Source organism: Ruegeria sp., assembly GCF_965221235.1.
GTDB lineage: Bacteria > Pseudomonadota > Alphaproteobacteria > Rhodobacterales > Rhodobacteraceae > Ruegeria.
This window is the reverse complement of sequence record NZ_CBDCRS010000003.1, coordinates 502,762-519,440: the sequence shown is the minus strand read 5'-3', so window position 1 is coordinate 519,440 and position 16,679 is coordinate 502,762. Positions and strand designations below refer to the sequence as shown.

The window sequence follows — 16,679 nt, the reverse complement described above, 5'->3', positions numbered from 1 at the left end:
TGACCTTTCCGATCCGTCATACCCATCGTGATGCGCATGACTACATCGGATGAAGATCTGGCCAAAGCTGCCGCGAAAGGGGATGCCGACGCGTTCGGCGTGCTTTTGGCGCGGCATTACGACCGGATTTTCCGACTGGCCTTTCGCCTGTCCGGGCGCGCGGATCAGGCCGAGGATTTGACGCAGGATTTATGCGCCGCGCTGCCTGCCAAGATCGTAGGCTTTCGGGCGCAGGCAAAGTTCACCACGTGGCTGTACCGGGTTGTGGTCAATGCCGCCGAAGACGCACGCCGTCGGAGGGTCAGCCATGCCCGGGCGGCTGAGGGCTGGGGCGATGTGGAACAGATGCGCCGCGCCGAGGCATCAGAAACCGCCGAAGCACTGGATTGGTTGCATCGGGCTATGCTGTCCCTGCCGGCCGAGTTGCAGGACACATTGGCGCTGACGCTTGAGGAAGAGATGACCCATGCGCAGGCCGCTGAGGTTATGGGCGTGTCCGAAGGCACCATATCCTGGCGTATGTCCGATATCCGCAAGCGCCTGCGCGCTCTGCGGCAAGAGGAACTGGCTGAATGACAGACGATCTTGAAAAACTCAAAATATTGATGGATGCGGCAACCCCCGCGCCAGACGCGCAGCGTCGGGCGGAAAATCTGGCCCTGGCGCAGAAAAATTTCGCAACCGCCCAAGGATCGCCTGCTGCGATCCGTCCGACTGTCAAGCGAGGCCCGATAGCCCGCCTGACAGAAGGAGCGAAATCCATGTTGAACGTCCTCTCCCATCGCGGGGCCCTGACCGCGACAACCGCAATCGCAGCCGTGGCTCTGGTCGTAGTTTTGCCGCAGGCTTGGGATCATGAGCAAAGATTGTCATTTGGTGAGTACGATACGCCCCAAACTCCGGCCCTTGTTGAAGCTCCCGTTGTTGTGGAGGAACAGAACGAATCCGCGCGGCAAGAGCCTGTGGCCGGACTTGTGCCTGTTTCCCCTCAACCTCACGCATCTGAGTTGAGCAAACGCTCACAAGCGGCCGGTATCGCGAATGGCGCTCTTTTTGAGGCGGCCCCATCAATCGCACCCTCTGCCGTTCCGCGTGATGTTGCAATTGTTCCTGAAACTGACACCGAAACCTTTGCCAACACCGACAGCAACCCCCTGAAGGTCACAGCCGAGGACCCCGTCTCGACCTTCTCGATTGACGTCGACACGGCCTTTTATTCGATTGTCCGGTCTTCGCTGATGCGCGGTCATTTGCCCCCGAAGGACGCTGTGCGGGTGGAAGAGATGGTGAACTACTTCCCTTACAACTACCCGGCACCTGAGGGTGATGTCCCATTCCAATCCACGATCACCGTGAGCCCGACGCCCTGGAACGAAGGCACTCAACTGGTGCATATCGGCATTCAGGGCGCGCCGCCGCAGATCGAAGATCGCCCGCCACTGAATCTTGTCTTTCTGATCGACACTTCCGGGTCGATGCAGGACGCCAACAAACTGCCTTTGCTCAAACAATCCTTCCGCCTGTTGCTGTCGGAACTGCGGCCTGAGGATCAGATCTCGATCGTCACCTATGCGGGCAGCGCCGGGCAGGTGCTGGAACCGACAGCAGCATCCGAGAGGACCACTATTCTGGCCGCTCTGGACCAGCTAGAGGCAGGCGGTTCGACGGCAGGGCAGGCCGGGTTGCAGCAGGCTTATCAGGTGGCCGAAGGCATGGCGGCCGAGGGTGAAGTCACCCGCGTAATTCTGGCCACCGATGGCGATTTCAATGTCGGTCTGTCCGATCCCGAAGCCCTCAAGACGTTTATCGCCAACAAGCGCGACAGTGGCACGTTCCTCAGCGTTTTGGGGTTTGGCCGTGGCAATCTTGACGATGCCACCATGCAGGCGCTGGCGCAGAATGCGAACGGGCAGGCGGCCTATATCGACACACTGGGCGAGGCGCGCAAAGTGCTGGTTGACCAGTTGACTGGCGCGCTGTTCCCGATTGCCAATGACGTCAAGATACAGGTCGAGTTCAACCCTGTCCAAATCGCCGAATACCGTCTGATCGGCTATGAAACCCGCGCGTTGCGGCGTGAGGATTTCTCGAACGACAAGGTCGATGCAGGCGATATCGGGGCAGGTCATACGGTGACGGCGATTTATGAGGTCACCCCGGTTGGGTCGGATGCGATCCGCAACGGGCCGCTGCGTTATGCAGAGCAGGCGGTGTCGGATGGCTCGGACGAGATCGGGTTCTTCAAACTGCGCTATAAACGACCCGGTGCCTCTGACAGCCAATTGATTGAAGAGCCGATCCTGCACGGTCAGGGGCAGGCGACCGAGGATGTGCAGTTCTCATACGCCATCGCCGGTTTCGGCCAGTTGCTGCGTGGGGGGGATTATCTGGGGTCTTGGTCTTATGAGGATGCCATCGCGTTGGCGAATGTGGCAAAAGGATCGGATCCGTTCGGATACCGCGCCGAAGCCGTCACCCTGATGCGATTGGCCGAAACACTGTCCGAGTAATCTGTGGCGCTGCCTTCGCGGCAGCACCATTTTTGTGCGTCAGAACTGTCGCGGGTTGTTGGCGGCGTGCGTGTTGATCCGCCGCACACTCCATTCCACCGCATCGCGCATGGTCTTTCCCAGCGCGTCATCGAAGGCCTTGACCAGTTCCGGTGTCTCATCATTGGCAGCGATCACGTATTCACGGAAGGAATCCGAGGCGATGATCTTGTCCTCGAACTCATCGATGATCTTGATGTTCATACGCACCTCAACCCGAATGGTTTGTGAGCCATCGGGGTTGGCAATGACTAGGCCCTGAAACTCTCGCAGATCGGGCACGATCACATAATCGGCCCGCAGACCCACAGTTGAACGGCCAACCGCCGCGACCTTTCCGCTGTTCTCATAGCTCTCAACTAGCAGCGCTTGCACGATCAATGGGGCCCGGTCCACCCAGCGCGCGCGAGGCAGGTACTGAACCTGCAGAGGCGTGGGCTGGATCGCAATTTGATCGGTGTTAACGGCCGCGGTCGCGGTCGGTTCCTGCACCACGATCTGCTTCTGAATTCGTGGCAGCGAGGTCGAAAACGTGCTTTTGGGCGTCAGAAGATACAGATCATTCGGCTGTGATGCCTGTCGAAGCGTCCCAAGTCCGGTGCAGCCACCCAGCGACACGAGGGCGATGATCGCAAAAAAGTGCCTGATCATTGGCGAAACTCCGATGCTTGGGTCCCAAGTAGGAAACGGGCGGGGTCGCGTTCGACCTTGTCCACCAGCCGGTCGAGGCTGATGACCAGCCGTTGCGATTCCTCGATAAAGCGCGTGAATTGCGGCAGACCGACGCGCAGGAAATCAGACAGTTGACGCCGGTTGTCCTGCACGATGCCGTCGATGGTCCCCAGCAACTCTGACGCGGATTGCGACGCGCTGAGGATATCGGCCGAGATATCGTCCAGCCGTTCCGTCACGTTTTTAACAGTACTCGCCACCTCGTTGGCGGCGGTGCTGATATCGTCCATCACCGCACCGACATCTTCATTGATTACCTTGTTCGCCGAGTCAAAAGCGCGCTCTGCCGAGTCCAGAGTTCCCTGCGCTTTGTCCATCGCGCCGGTGATAGAGCCGAGTGTTTCATTGGCGTTCACAAAAGTCTCAGAAATCACCGCAAGCGAAACCTCTGCTTCATCAGTCAGCCCGTTCAGGTTCTCAGCCAAGGTTGAAGCACGGTCGATGAAGGGTTTCACGTCGTCTTGAATCACACGGTCCGCGTTGGTGATGGCCGTTCTTACACTGTCCAGCGTGGCGGTTGCGGATTCCGAGGCGGTTTTCACGCTGTTCAAGGTGTCAGTCCCGGTTTCCAGGGTCGTTTCGGCTTTTTCCACCAGTGTGTCCAGACCATCCGTGAAATCGGCGATTTTCTTGGCCGCGCCGCCCAGATCCGAGGATAGGGTTTCGAAATCGGAGAGCGTTTTTTCCAGCTTGCCCGATGCCGAAGCGAGATTATCCAATATGTCGCTGACGGATTTGCGGTTCTTGTCGTCAACCACAGCGTTCAGGTTTTCCAGAAGGGTGACGGCCTCATCCAGAACCTTGGGCGCGCCTTCGAATAGGGATTGAATGGCGCTGCGTTTGCTTTTGATCACACTGTTTTGCGGCAGCTTTACCCCGCTGCTGGACCCGCCCGACAGTTCGACATAGCTGACGCCGGTCACGCCCAACGATTGCAGCTGAGCAATTGTCTCTTCGGTCACGGGAATATCAGCGTCGACCTCAAGCTTGACCCGCACTTTTGATGGGTCGTCATCGTCCAGTTGCAATGAGATGACCTGACCCACTGGCAGGCCGTTATAGCTGACCCCACCCGCGGCCGACAGGCCCGAGACATTGTCGAACAGCACGTCGTAATAGGCGTATTGCCGCGACACTTCGAATTTCGCCAGCCACAGGAAAAAGCCGAACGCGCCGAGAATCCCCGCAAGGGTGAACGCGCCAATCAGGATATAGTTCGCTCGGGTTTCCATGGCCTCTACCTATCCTGCCCCTTCTCTTGCGCCGCGCGCGCCCGGGGGCCGGTGAAGTATTCCTGCACCCAAGGATGGTCGACTTTGGTCATTTCTTCAATCGGTCCCTCAACCAGCACGCGTTTTTCTGCAAGCACTGCGACCCGGTCGCAAATGGCATAAAGGCTATCCAGATCGTGGGTGACCATGAAAACGGTCAGTCCCAGCGCGTGCTGCAACTCTCCGATCAACTCGTCATAGGCGGCAGCTCCGATAGGATCGAGCCCGGCGGTGGGTTCGTCCAGAAACACAATCTCGGGGTCCAACGCCAGCGCCCGCGCCAGAGCTGCACGTTTGCGCATGCCGCCGGACAGCTCGGACGGGAATTTGCCGCAGCTCAGCTGGGGCAGGCCGACAAGGCTGATTTTCAGGCTGCCAAGCGCCTGCATCAGTTTTTCACTGATCCCGGTATGCTCGCGCAGCGGCGCCATCACGTTCTGCAACACAGTCAGGGACGAGAACAACGCCCCGTCCTGAAAGGCCACGCCCCAGTGCCGTTCGATGCGGCGGCGTTCCTGTTCGGGTCCGTTCAGCACATCAACGCCCAGCACCTCAATACTGCCCGCCGCTGGCCTGTTCAGCCCGACAATCGTGCGCAAGAGCACCGATTTGCCCGTACCCGACCCGCCCACGATGCCCAGAACCTCGCCGCGCCAGACGTCCAGGTTTAAGTTCTGGTGTACCACCTGTGGCCCGAACTGGTTGGTCAGGTTTCGCACACGGATCACCGCTTCGCGCTGCGCGTCGGTGTCTGCCGTCTGTTCCATCACGGTTCCGTCCATGTCAGATCTCCAGCACCGAGAAGAAGATCGAGAACAGCGCGTCAAGCGCGATCACCATAAAGATCGACTGCACCACCGAGGCTGTGGTCCTTTGCCCGACGCTCTGGGCCGAGCCCTTGACCTGCATCGCCTGCCAGCAGGCGATGACGCCGATGACCAACGCGAAGAAGGGTGCCTTAATCATACCAATGGCGAATTGCCAGATGCCGGTGTTTTCCTTGAGCCGCGTGGCGAACATGCCGGGGCTGACATCGAGGTCGATCCAGCTCATCAATCCGCCGCCGATCAGGGCGGCAATGTCAGCAATGAAGCCAAGGATCGGCAACATGATCAACAGGGCCACAACGCGCGGGATAACCAGCACCTCAATCGGGTCCAGGCCCAGCGTGCGCATGGCGTCAATCTCTTCCTGTACCTTCATTGAGCCGATCGACGCGGTAAAGGCCGACCCGGAACGGCCGGCAACAATGATGGCGGTCAGAAGGATGCCCAACTCGCGCAGAACCGAGATTGAGATCAGTTCAACCACAAAGATTTCGGCCCCAAATTGTTTCAGCTGAGTGGCGCCCTGAAAGGCCAGAACCACGCCGATCAGGAACCCCATCAGGGCCACGATGGGGATGGCTTTGAAGCCGACCTCCTCCATCTGTGATACCAGCGCGGCCCTGCGCAACCGCCAGGGCATCACGATAGTGCGGGCCAAACGGTGCAACGTCAGACCCAGAAATCCCAACATCGACAGTGTATCGTTCCACGCGCCAACCGTACGCGCGCCGACGCTTGCGACCCAGTCGGAGAAACTGCGGTGATCGCCTTCTGTGCCAGGTTCGTCAGGAATGTTGTCGGCTACTGTGTCCAGCAGGGCAGATTGTGCGGGGCTCAGCCCATCGTACCGGACTTGTCCGCCAGCTGCGCGAATGCGACGGGCCAGATCAGCGATCAGCCAAGCGCCGCCGGTGTCCAAAGACTCGACCCCCGAAAGGTCAAAGGTTACAGCCCCGCCACCTGTCTGAATGGCGGCAAAATCCTTTTCCACAACGCTCAGAGATTTTGTCAGCATTTCGCCCGTAATCCGCAGGCAGACGCCGTCAGCATCGCGGTCCGAATGTATCATGGGCTGCGTCATGGTGGTATGTGATGTGAAACCGCATTGAGCTGCAACGGAATTTTGCCGCCTCGGCCGATTTGGCATCAGACCATAGCAGCCGGGTGACAATTTGGACGGTGCCCGCTCTTGCGTGGCAGGTTCGCTGTCTAAAAGCCCGTTTTTGGGTCGCGTTTTGGTCTTATGCCTGAACAAAATTAGCACAAGCAACGGCTTGCTCGGGTCGGGGAACCAAGCCAAAGTTCACGAAAATTGCGGCATTGCAGAATCAGGGTAAGTGACATGCAGCACAACAAAAATGTCCTGTTCATCATTATCGACCAGTTGCGGGCGGATTGTCTGAACGGGGCGCTGGCGTCGCATGTCGATCTGCCAAACCTGCGCGCGTTGATGGATGAGGCGGTGTCATTCGACCGGCATTTCTCGGTCACCAACCCTTGCGGTCCGTCGCGCGCCTCGATCCTGACGGGGCAATATGCAATGAACCACCGGTCGGTCCGCAACGGCACGCCCCTGCGCCACGACACGCCCAACATCGCGACCGAGATGCGCAAGGCCGGATATATTCCGATGTTGTTCGGCTATACCGACACGTCTGCCGATCCGCGCGCCCATGACCCCAATGACCCGGTTCTGAAATCCTATGAAAACCCGATGCACGGGTTTGACGAAATCTTGGAAATGCGGCTGGAGGAATCCTATCCGTGGCGGTCCCATCTGATGCAGCAAGGGTACCAGTTCGCGGATTATTGGGACGTTCACAAACCGGTTTCTCCGACCGGGGTCGCCCCGCGCCTGAACGATCCCGCGCTTTATCATGCCAAGGACAGCGATACGGCGTTTCTGACGGATACGTTCCTGAACAGTATAGCCCCGCTGAACGGGCAAAGCTGGTTTGCCCATCTGACCTATATCCGACCACATCCACCTCTGGTTGCTCCAGCCCCATATAACGACATGTACGATCCGGCGACGCTGCCCTTACCGGCCGGGTTTTCCGATGCCTGTGACGAGCGTGCCGTTCACCCGTTTTTTGGTCCGGCGATAGACAACCAAACGGCGGGTGATTTTGTGCTGGGCTTTGATGGCGTTGAACCCAAGTCAGAAAACATTCAGACCCTCCGGGCCGTTTACCTTGGCCTCGCGACTGAGGTGGATCACCATATTGGCCGGGTTGTTGAGTACCTCAAAGACAGTGGCCAATACGAAAATACCCTTTTGGTCATCACCGCCGATCACGGAGAGATGCTGGGCGATCACCACAGTTGGGGCAAGATGACGGTCTACGATGCGGCCTATCACACGCCGCTGATCATCCGTATGCCTGGCAACGAAGCCCGCGCCGGTGCCGTTGTGACCGCGCCAACCGAATCCGTCGATATCACCCCGACGATTCTGGACTGGATTGGCCAAGCCGTTCCGAATTCGATGGATGGTCGATCCCTGTTGCCCCTTTTGCAGGGGCAAACACCCGGCGACTGGCGCGGGTATTCCTTCAGTGAACTGGATTTCGCCGAACCAGAAGCCCCATCGCCTTGGCAACAGCAACTGGGGACCGGCAACAGCGACTCTTGTCTGAGCATCCTGCGCGATGACCGTTTCACGCTGGTCGAGTTTGCCGCTGACCTGCCGCCTCTGCTGTTCGATCACCATGGCAAAGGTGAGGGCGAGAACGTTGCAGATGACCCTGCCTTTGCGGCTGATCTCGCGCGGCTTGGGCGGCAAATGTTGCGGCACCGCATGCGCAACATGGATCACACGTTGTCGCTGCATACGCTCACGCCGGATGGGGCAAAAACTCAACCGCGGTACTGACCCGATCTGTCGCGCCCATGCCCTCTACACCTGCAACGGTTCAGGTGTTACGCATGTATCGCGGGGAGGGTGAAATTGGACATAACTGAACAGCAGATAAAGACAATGACCTCGGCAGGCTTGAACCTGATCGGTCAGGCTTTGTCGATATATGACAGTCAGTTACGGCTGGTGGTCAGCAATCGGCGTTTTCAGGATATGTTCGATCTGCCGGATGAACTGGTGCAGCCCGGCGCCTCGTTCAGCGACACCATCCGCCATCTTGCAACGCTGGGGGAATATGGCGAAGGCATAGACGTAGATGCGGCTGTGGACCAGCGCGTGCAACAGGCATTGACCTTTGAACCACACTACATGGAGCGCACGCGGTCAAACGGTCGGGTGATTTCGATCGAGGGATCGCCGCTGCCCAAGGGAGGCTGGGTGTCGGTCTATACCGATATCACCGACACCAAACAGGCCGAGACCCTGTTGCGCGCCCGGTCCGAGGAATTGTCAGGGCAGCTATTGAACCGGGCCGAGGAGCTTTCGGCAGCCAACCGCAAACTCGCCGCGACCAATGCCGCGCTGGAAGAGGCCAAGCGCCAGCTGACCGAGATCGAAGCCCGCACACGCATGACGACCGAGATGATGCCCGCCCATATCGCTCATCTAGACCCGGACGGGCGCTATGACTATTCCAACCGCCGCCTGAGTTCCGTGATGCCGGGCCGACCGTCCGACATTCTCGGGCGGCATATCTCTGAGGCGTTGGGGACGTCGGCCTTTTCCCGTGTCGGACCGCATCTGCAAAAGGCCTACGATGGCGAAACCTCGGTCTTCGAGTTCACCGAAGATCAGGACTCGCGCCGTATTCGCGTATCCTTCTCGCCGGATGGCGCGGGGGGCGTCTATGTGATGTCGGTGGACATTACCGAGGAAACGCAGGCGCGCGTCGCTCTGCAACAGACACGGCGGCGCGCAATGGCGGCGCAGATGACAAGCGGGCTTGCGCATGATTTTTCGAACCTGTTGACCATCATTTTGGGGATGCAGTCCCGGCTCGACAAGATGGACCTGCCCGAAGACGCCCGAGAACTCGTCGCCGCAACACAACAGACCGCGCGCCGCGGCGGACAGTTGCTGAACCGGATCGCGGATATGACCGGCAACCGGACGTTCCAACCCAAAGCCACCGACATGCGCGGTCTGCTTGAGGATTTGCGCATTCTGGCTTCGCCCTCGCTGCCGCGCGGCGTGGGTCTGTCCGTGGTCAACACGCTGCCGGATGTTGCCTTGATGCTGGATCCGGGCATGGTGCAGGACGCGCTGCTCAATTTGGTTCTGAACGCGCGCGATGCCTGCGGTGTGGCTGGTCAGGTCACAATCAGCGCGCATAAAATCGGCGATATCTGGGTTGAGATCGCAGTCTCGGACACCGGGCCGGGGTTTTCAGGCGAAGGGCTGGAAAAGGCGTTGAACCCGTTTTTCACCACCAAGGGCAGCAAGGGGTCGGGGTTGGGTCTGCCGATGGTTTATGACACCGTCAAACTGGCGGGCGGCGACCTGAGCCTGCGCAATACGCCGTCGGGGGCGTCGGTGTCCATGCGACTGCCTTATCGACCTGCACCTCCGATTCAGGACGGGCTTGTGCTGCTGGTCGAGGATAACGACGACCTGCGCGGGCAATTCCGCGATATGCTGATGGAGCTGGGGTTCTCGGTGATCGAGGCCACCTCGGTCGACGAAGCGCTGGATCTGACAGCCGATATTCAGGATATTGCCCTTGTCCTGTCTGATATCCGTCTCGAGGGGCAGGGGACCGGGCTGGACCTTCTGGCGCAACTCACGCCCGGCCGCCCGTGTATTCTGATGACGTCCCTGCCCATTTCCGACCCGTTGCACCGTCAGGCGCTGTCCGTCGCACCGGTCCTGAGGAAACCATTCACAAAGACGCAGCTCTCTGCCCTGATCCGAACCGAGGCCGCATGATGACACAACCGCTGGTCACAATTGTCGATGATGAACCCGAAATCCGGCAGGTTCTGACGGACGCGCTGGAAGAAGCGGGCTTTCGCACCCAGAGTTTCGCCCGCGCCCGCGAATTTGAAGCCTCACTAAAACGGGTGACCCCGGATGTTTGCCTTGTTGACCTGTCTCTGCCCGACACTGACGGGCTGGCCCTTGTGCATCGCCTCGCGTTGGAACAAGGGGCGGCGGTCATCATAATCTCGGGGCGGGCGCAGGTGCAGGACCGGGTAACAGGGCTAGAGCTTGGTGCGGATGACTACATTACCAAACCCTTCGATCCTGCTGAGGTCGTGGCCCGCATCCGCGCCCGCCTGCGGTCGTCGCGCGTTCAGTCGGTGCAGTCGGATGTGGCCGGATTCAACGGTTGGACTGCGCATTTCGATCGCTATGTGCTACAAGAGGCAGACGGTACCGAAACCCCGTTCAGCCATGCCGAGGGCGAGGTTTTGCGCCTGTTTCTGGAAAGCCCCAAACGCCTGATCAGTCGGGCTCAGATGCAAGAGACGCTTGGGGGGGCAGCCGGTGACAGTTTCGATCGGGCGATGGATGTACGCATATCGCGCTTGCGAACGAAACTGAGGGAAGACCCGAAAAACCCGCGCCTGATCAAAACGATCTATGGTGCCGGATATATTTTTTTGGGTGACGTGGAATGGCTATGACATATCCGACTGCCCTCGCGCAGGTTCCTGGGTAATCAAAGATTGGCCTGACCCCGCGGAAAAGAAGCGCTTCAACGGAGTTGTGTGGGGCGATGCCGAAACCGCTATTCCCGTAAGGCCCTCTCTTTGATCTTGACCACTGGCTGTGTCAGATATTCCAAGACCGTCTTTCGCCCCGAAAGAATATCGACCTCTGTTATCATGCCCGGAATGATTTCGACCGCGATCCCGTCGGCATCCAGAATGGAACTACTGGTTTCAATCTCGACAACAAAGACCTCTTCATCGTTGCGTTCTGATCGCGTGATCGTGTCTGCGCCGATGCGAGTTATCTGACCGTCCAGTGATCCATAGCGTGCAAAGTCATATGCGGTGATTTTGACCTTCACCGGCTGCCCGGCGTGTAAAAACGCGATGTCTTCCGGCCGCACATATGCTTCTACAAGCAAGCGGTCGTTCAGCGGCACGATTTCGATGAGCTCTTCGCCGCTATGCGCCAACCCGCCAATAGTGCTGCGATGCACCCGGTTCACAATACCCCTGACCGGAGAGCGCAGCTGCGCACGATCCGCCCGATCTCGTAGAGCGGGCAGAATTGGCCGCAACGCTGCAAGTTCCGTGGTTGCCAGCGCCAAATCCGTCAAGGCCGTTGCTCGAAACCGGCTGTGGGTGGCACGAATGCGGTCGTCGATTTCATCCAGCCCGGTCTTCAGGCGATTGGTCGCGGCAATTGCGCGCGTTTTTTGCCCTTCCCACTCCGCTTCGCTGCGGCGGAGGGTCAGAAGTGTTGTTGCAGGCTCCATCCGTTTTTCCACCAGAGGTTCCATCATCGCGCGTTCCTCGGCCAACAATCGCAGCGTTTCATCGGCGGTGATCCGGTCTACAAGCCCTTCTTCATATTCCTGATGCTTTTGGTGACGCTGCCTTTCGAGGATTGCGATTTCCGCCCTTAACTCGGACTGCCTGCCCTGAAACAAAGCGGTTTCCGATCGTACAACTTCGGGTGCGCCCGCGATCAGTGACGGGGTGAATGATAGAGCTGTCCCATCAATCTCAGCCTGCAACCGTTGGCTGCGCGCCATCAGCCCATAGGCGCGCTGTTGTTCCTGGCTCAGTTGGCTGTCGATCTGGGTCGTGTCGAATTCCATCAACAGAGCCCCCTCGTCCACCAACTCGCCCTCGCGAATGTGCAAGGCTTGAAGGACACCAGGTTCGGTGGCTTCGATGATCTGCACATTTGCCGAAGGAACTATGCGCCCGTCTACGCGCGTCACATCGTCCAGCTCGGTCAGATGCGCCCATATCCCCAAGACGATCAGGCACGCGGCGATCGCCACCAACAACAATGATCCGCGGATCGGTGAGCGCCCCTGTATGTCCCTTGCCAAGGCAGCAAGGTCAGGATGTCGCGACATTCAGGTGCCTCCCGGTTTTGCGCGCATGCCGTGCGAGCATGGATTTTGGGCCATCTGCCACAACACGCCCTTTTTCGATCACGATCACCCGATCCACCAGTTCCAACAGGCTGGTCCTGTGGGTGACAATAACCATTGTCGTGTCCTGCGTCGCTTGTTTCAGCCGGTGAATCACGTTGGCCTCGGTTCTGACATCCATTGCACTGGTGGGTTCATCCAGCAGCAACACCGGAGGCCGCCCAATCAGCGCCCGTGCCAAGGCTATCGCCTGCCGCTGACCGCCCGATAATCCCTCGCCACGTTCTGCCAGTTGGAGATCGTAACCGTTGGGCGTATCGGCCACAAAATCTTCGACCCCTGCCAGTTTGCCCGCGCGAATCAGATCTTCGTCCTGTGGTTTGATTGTACCGCTGCTGATGTTTTCCCGCACGGTTCCAGAAAATAGCCAGATGTCCTGCAAAACCGATCCAACGTTACGCCGCAGATCTCCGGGGTCGATCTGGCGAATGTCCGCACCATCCAACATCACAGACCCCGATCGCGGTTCGTAAAGTCCCAGCAACAAGCGCGCGACGGTGCTTTTCCCCGATCCGATCGGCCCGAGAATTGCAACTTTTTCGCCGGGTTCGATCGTGAATGAAACACCTGCCAGTGTGTCCTCGGTCTTATCCTGATAGGCAAACTGGACATCTTTGAACGTGATACGGCCTTCACAATGACTTCGGCTGATCCAGTTGCGCCCGTGCGGCCGCTCGCTTTCGGCCAGCATCAATGCGTTAAGGTTGCGAAAGGCGCTGCGGGCTTGGTTAACACGGGTCAAGGTCTGCGCGAGCTGTCCCAATGGTGCCAACGCGCGCCCGGTCAGCATGACCGAAGCCACCAGCGCCCCCATGCTGGCCTGACCATCGGTGATCAGAAAGACGCCGTAGAATACGATCAGAACCTGTGCCGCTTGCTGTGTGAAACCAGTGAGATTCAGGGCGAACTGAGTCACTGTGCGACTACGTGCCCCGTGTGTGGATTGTCTTTCGATCGCACTTTCCCACCGTGCGCGCATCAGGCGAGCCGCTGCTGTGGTTTTTATCGTTTCAAGCCCCGATACAGTTTCAACCAAAACCGATTGTTTGGATTGGCCGTCGGAAAAACTTTGTTCTGCCAGGCGAGAAAGGACCGGTTGCACAACCACCCCGGCCAGCAAAACTACGGGCACTGCCAGCGCCGGGATCAGGGCAAGTGGCCCCCCGACCAGGTGTATGACCAGGATAAACAAAACGATAAAAGGTAGGTCGACCAAGGCAACCAGCGTGGCCGAAGTGAAAAACTCTCGCAGGGTTTCAAATTCGCGGATGGTGCTTGCCATTGCGCCGGTGGATCCCGTCCGCGATTTCATCCGGATGTTGAGCAACTGATCAAAGATGCTGCGCCCCATTAGCATATCGGCTTTTTGACCGGACCGATCAATGAATCCCGCCCGTAATAATTTCAGTGCAAAATCAAAGGCAAGGGCGATGCCGACCCCGGTGGTCAACGCAATAAGCGATTCCGTCGCCTCATTGGGCAGTACCCGATCATAGACGACCATAATGAAAATCGACGTGGACAAACCCAGCATGTTGGCCAGTGCGGCGGCCAGTATCACCTGTGTATAGGACCACTTGTTTGCCGCCATTGCGGACCAGAACCAGTGACCTGCCGCGGAATTGCCGTCAGAATTCGTACCGTTGTGATCGCGCCGAAACAGGATCGCATAGCCTGTGTAAATCCGGGTGAGCGCGTCTTCGGTGATCTCGCCGATCCCCTCTCCGAGATCGGGGTCGAAAATCAGAAGATGCCCGTCGCCAGAACGCCCGTGATAGACGACGGCCTTGCCTTCTTCCAGAAGCAACAGCGCAGGTGACAAGTGGGCATCAAAGTTGGACAGTTTTCGTTTGCCGTATCCGGCCTGCAACCCAGCTTTCCGCGCGACTCCGATCGCATCGCGAATGGTCAATTCACCTGCTGTACCGGATTGTGCCGCGTGCAATGCTGCCAAGGTCAGTGGCCGGTCCAACTGAGCAGCGATGTGAAGCAGGCATGATTCCAGCGGCGAAAGGGCGGGTGTGTTGGAAACCATCTTCAACTGAGTCATAGATCGCCACCCCATCCGGGAATTGAAACGTCGAGCATATCCAAGATGTCACCGGTCAGACTTAGCGCTGCATAATTGGTCAGGAAGAAATTTTGCTCTGCCAGGATCAGCCTTTCCTGTGCGTTTACATAGTCCCTCTGTGCATCAAGGATTTCTATTAGGCTGCGCCGTCCGACAGTGAATTGCTCGCGGGCGGCGGCAATACTGTCAGCGTTGGCTTTTGCCGCGACACGTGCCGCCTGAAGCCGAACTGCACCGGCCTGCTGGTCGGCCCGAATAAACTCCAGCTCGCGGCGAATGTCCCGAATGATGGATTCTCTGGCGAGTTCGGCCTCTGTTACCCGTGCTTCGGCAGCAGTAATTGAGGCGCGTCGTTGGCCGGTGCTGTCCAATTCGTAGTTGAAGGACAGATCAACTCCGAAATTGGCGTCATTGCTATCATCCCGATCTGCAAATGCAGCAAGTTGTACTGCAGGTTGGCGCCGCGCCAGAGTTGCTGCCTGTTCCGCCCTGGCCGACAGCAAAGCCGCATCTGCCCGCCTGACCTGAGGGCTGTCCATAATGATCTGGGAATCCGTTCGGACCAGATCGGGTGCTGCAACAGGCGGTGGCAATTCGCCGGGTAAGGAGCCAAAAACATCGTGAAATTGCGCCTCGGCGCGATCCAGTCGCGTCCGCGCATCTGCGAGGCGTGTGCGGGCATCCGCCATGCGGGACCGAGCCGCAAGTACATCAGCAAGCGACCCAACCCCCTGAGCAGATCGTTCGGTGATCTGCCCCACCAAATCCTCATGAGCAGACAGGTTTGCTTTGGAAATGTTCAGGATTTTCCGCCGGTCCAGGACCACAACATACGCTTCGATTGCGGCAAGCGCTGTCGCCGACGCCGTCTGCAACTGGTCGCCGCGACTTTCCAAAACCCGCGCTTGCGCCGCTGTCAGATCACCCGAGGCCGCCCCTCCATCATATACCAGCTGAGACACGCGCAGATAAGGCGTAACATCTGCGATGTCGGAATCTATGCGCTCTGATCTGGCGTTTACTCCGATGGAGACCTGAGGGAGAAATGCCCCCATAGCAGCGTCTTGGTTGGCTGATGCAATCTCAACCCGCGTTCCGCTTTGCGCCAGTTCAGGGCTTGTTTCAATTGCCGCCCGCACACGCTTGCCAAATACGCTTTGCGCCAGTTGGTGTGCGGGTCTGCTCGCACCGGCACCGATTGAGCCTGAGGAAAGCGAGGCCTGCGCCCCGGTCAAGTCCGGAGGCGACGTGCAGGCGGAAAATAAAAAAGTATGTAGCAGCAACAGTACAATCAGTAGTACCCGGTCAAGCTTTGGCATAGGTGTTTCACACCCTCTCAGTTCCAAGGATAACGTCGCTTTGCGCGTTCGCTATGGCTGTGAGAAAGCCGGAAATGTCTGAATATTCCGTGTATTTCTCCTGTCCGCTCCCTTGATGCTGAGCCCGATACAACCAAGCGCAATGTGACAGCGAAACTTGATGTGAATGGATCATCAAGAAAGCGCCTGCCTCTAGCAATTCGAGTTTTTGATTTTGGGACAATTGAATTAGCCGCTCGGCAGAAATCCTCAGACTGCCGGGTGGCAGAGCAATTCCGTCATACTTTTCGACGGGTTCGAACAACCCTAACGAATGGATTTTCTGGCAGATCGACGCAGTGGCCGAGTCGGCTGCGGTACAAGTTTTCAGGAAGGTCTGAACCTTGCGCAGCGCAGGTGAAAGCGCGCCGCTTTCATCGAAAAACGCTTCGTTGCGTGGGTCATCTGTTACGAAACCCGTCGATTCATCTACGGCCAGTCTGAGCTGGGGCTTTCCGAAAGTTTCATTCTGATTGAGTCTTTGTGCGGAAAACGGATGGCAGCGCAAGGCGGACGGCACATAGGCCGCCATCCACTGCCCGTCCCAGGAAACAAACGGGTTGGAAGCCGCCGGTGACAACGAAAATATGGCTCTGGGTTCAATCCGGTCTTTGACCTGCTTAAACAGGATCGGGAAAGCAGCGGCGATCTGTGTGACCTCTTCCAGGACAATCGCGCAGTCGGTGTCGGCAGCCGCAAACTGGTAAGAGGTGAACCGCCTCCAATACCGCTGCCCGTGGCGCGCGAAGGAAACCGGAACCAAGGCGTCCTGAGCCATTTTCCTCTCCTAAGTAAAATGGGCTGCCAGAAGTGCTCCGGCAGCCCCTTTGT

At 58.3% G+C, this 16,679-nt stretch carries 13 protein-coding genes; 5 read left to right on the top strand and 8 right to left on the bottom strand.

Annotated elements, in window-relative coordinates; translation table 11 throughout:
* The first annotated feature begins 36 nt into the window (after positions 1-36).
* Complete coding sequence (locus ACOQOY_RS02745) at positions 37-576, top strand: RNA polymerase sigma factor (RefSeq protein WP_420583954.1); 540 nt, start codon at positions 37-39, stop codon at positions 574-576.
* Entirely contained in the window at positions 573-2,510 is a 1,938-nt protein-coding gene (locus ACOQOY_RS02740) for a vWA domain-containing protein (RefSeq protein ID WP_420583953.1), read from the top strand. The genes ACOQOY_RS02745 and ACOQOY_RS02740 overlap by 4 nt, the downstream gene beginning before the upstream one ends.
* Before the next feature lie 39 nt (positions 2,511-2,549).
* On the opposite strand, the gene ACOQOY_RS02735 is transcribed toward ACOQOY_RS02740, so the two are convergent.
* From ACOQOY_RS02735 to ACOQOY_RS02720, 4 genes are read right to left on the bottom strand one after another with little or no spacing between them, the layout of a single operon-like run.
* Complete coding sequence (locus ACOQOY_RS02735) at positions 2,550-3,200, bottom strand: ABC-type transport auxiliary lipoprotein family protein (protein WP_420583952.1); 651 nt, start codon at positions 3,198-3,200, stop codon at positions 2,550-2,552.
* The gene (locus ACOQOY_RS02730; protein WP_420583951.1) at positions 3,197-4,513 is read right to left on the bottom strand and encodes an MlaD family protein; all 1,317 of its coding nucleotides are present in this window, start codon (positions 4,511-4,513) and stop codon (positions 3,197-3,199) included. Before ACOQOY_RS02730 ends, ACOQOY_RS02735 begins: the two co-directional genes overlap by 4 nt.
* Positions 4,514-4,518: 5 nt before the next feature.
* A complete protein-coding gene (locus tag ACOQOY_RS02725) occupies positions 4,519-5,334 on the bottom strand; it encodes an ABC transporter ATP-binding protein (protein WP_420583950.1) in 816 nt (271 codons plus the stop codon).
* Between the two features lies 1 nt (position 5,335).
* A complete protein-coding gene (locus ACOQOY_RS02720; protein ID WP_420583949.1) occupies positions 5,336-6,448 on the bottom strand; it encodes an ABC transporter permease in 1,113 nt (370 codons plus the stop codon).
* Between the two features lie 273 nt (positions 6,449-6,721).
* Here ACOQOY_RS02720 and ACOQOY_RS02715 point away from each other — a divergent pair, with 273 nt between their 5' ends.
* The 3 genes from ACOQOY_RS02715 to ACOQOY_RS02705 all read left to right on the top strand — a co-directional run bounded on the left by ACOQOY_RS02715 (position 6,722) and on the right by ACOQOY_RS02705 (position 10,926).
* The gene (locus ACOQOY_RS02715; protein ID WP_420583948.1) at positions 6,722-8,254 is read left to right on the top strand and encodes a sulfatase-like hydrolase/transferase; all 1,533 of its coding nucleotides are present in this window, start codon (positions 6,722-6,724) and stop codon (positions 8,252-8,254) included.
* Positions 8,255-8,359: 105 nt separating this feature from the next.
* A complete protein-coding gene (locus tag ACOQOY_RS02710) occupies positions 8,360-10,225 on the top strand; it encodes a PAS-domain containing protein (protein WP_420584026.1) in 1,866 nt (621 codons plus the stop codon).
* The gene (locus tag ACOQOY_RS02705; RefSeq protein ID WP_420584025.1) at positions 10,225-10,926 is read left to right on the top strand and encodes a response regulator transcription factor; all 702 of its coding nucleotides are present in this window, start codon (positions 10,225-10,227) and stop codon (positions 10,924-10,926) included. Before ACOQOY_RS02710 ends, ACOQOY_RS02705 begins: the two co-directional genes overlap by 1 nt.
* 104 nt (positions 10,927-11,030) lie before the next feature.
* On the opposite strand, the gene ACOQOY_RS02700 is transcribed toward ACOQOY_RS02705, so the two are convergent.
* From ACOQOY_RS02700 to ACOQOY_RS02685, 4 genes are read right to left on the bottom strand one after another with little or no spacing between them, the layout of a single operon-like run.
* On the bottom strand, positions 11,031-12,341 hold the full coding sequence (locus ACOQOY_RS02700; RefSeq protein ID WP_420583947.1) for an HlyD family type I secretion periplasmic adaptor subunit: 1,311 nt from the start codon (positions 12,339-12,341) through the stop codon (positions 11,031-11,033).
* A complete protein-coding gene (locus ACOQOY_RS02695) occupies positions 12,325-14,469 on the bottom strand; it encodes a type I secretion system permease/ATPase (RefSeq protein WP_420583946.1) in 2,145 nt (714 codons plus the stop codon). Before ACOQOY_RS02695 ends, ACOQOY_RS02700 begins: the two co-directional genes overlap by 17 nt.
* Positions 14,466-15,809: a TolC family protein gene (locus ACOQOY_RS02690; protein WP_420583945.1), complete on the bottom strand. Its 1,344-nt coding sequence runs from the start codon at positions 15,807-15,809 to the stop codon at positions 14,466-14,468. The genes ACOQOY_RS02695 and ACOQOY_RS02690 overlap by 4 nt, the downstream gene beginning before the upstream one ends.
* Positions 15,810-15,816: 7 nt before the next feature.
* Entirely contained in the window at positions 15,817-16,626 is an 810-nt protein-coding gene (locus tag ACOQOY_RS02685) for a SapC family protein (RefSeq protein WP_420583944.1), read from the bottom strand.
* Between the last annotated feature and the right edge of the window lie 53 nt (positions 16,627-16,679).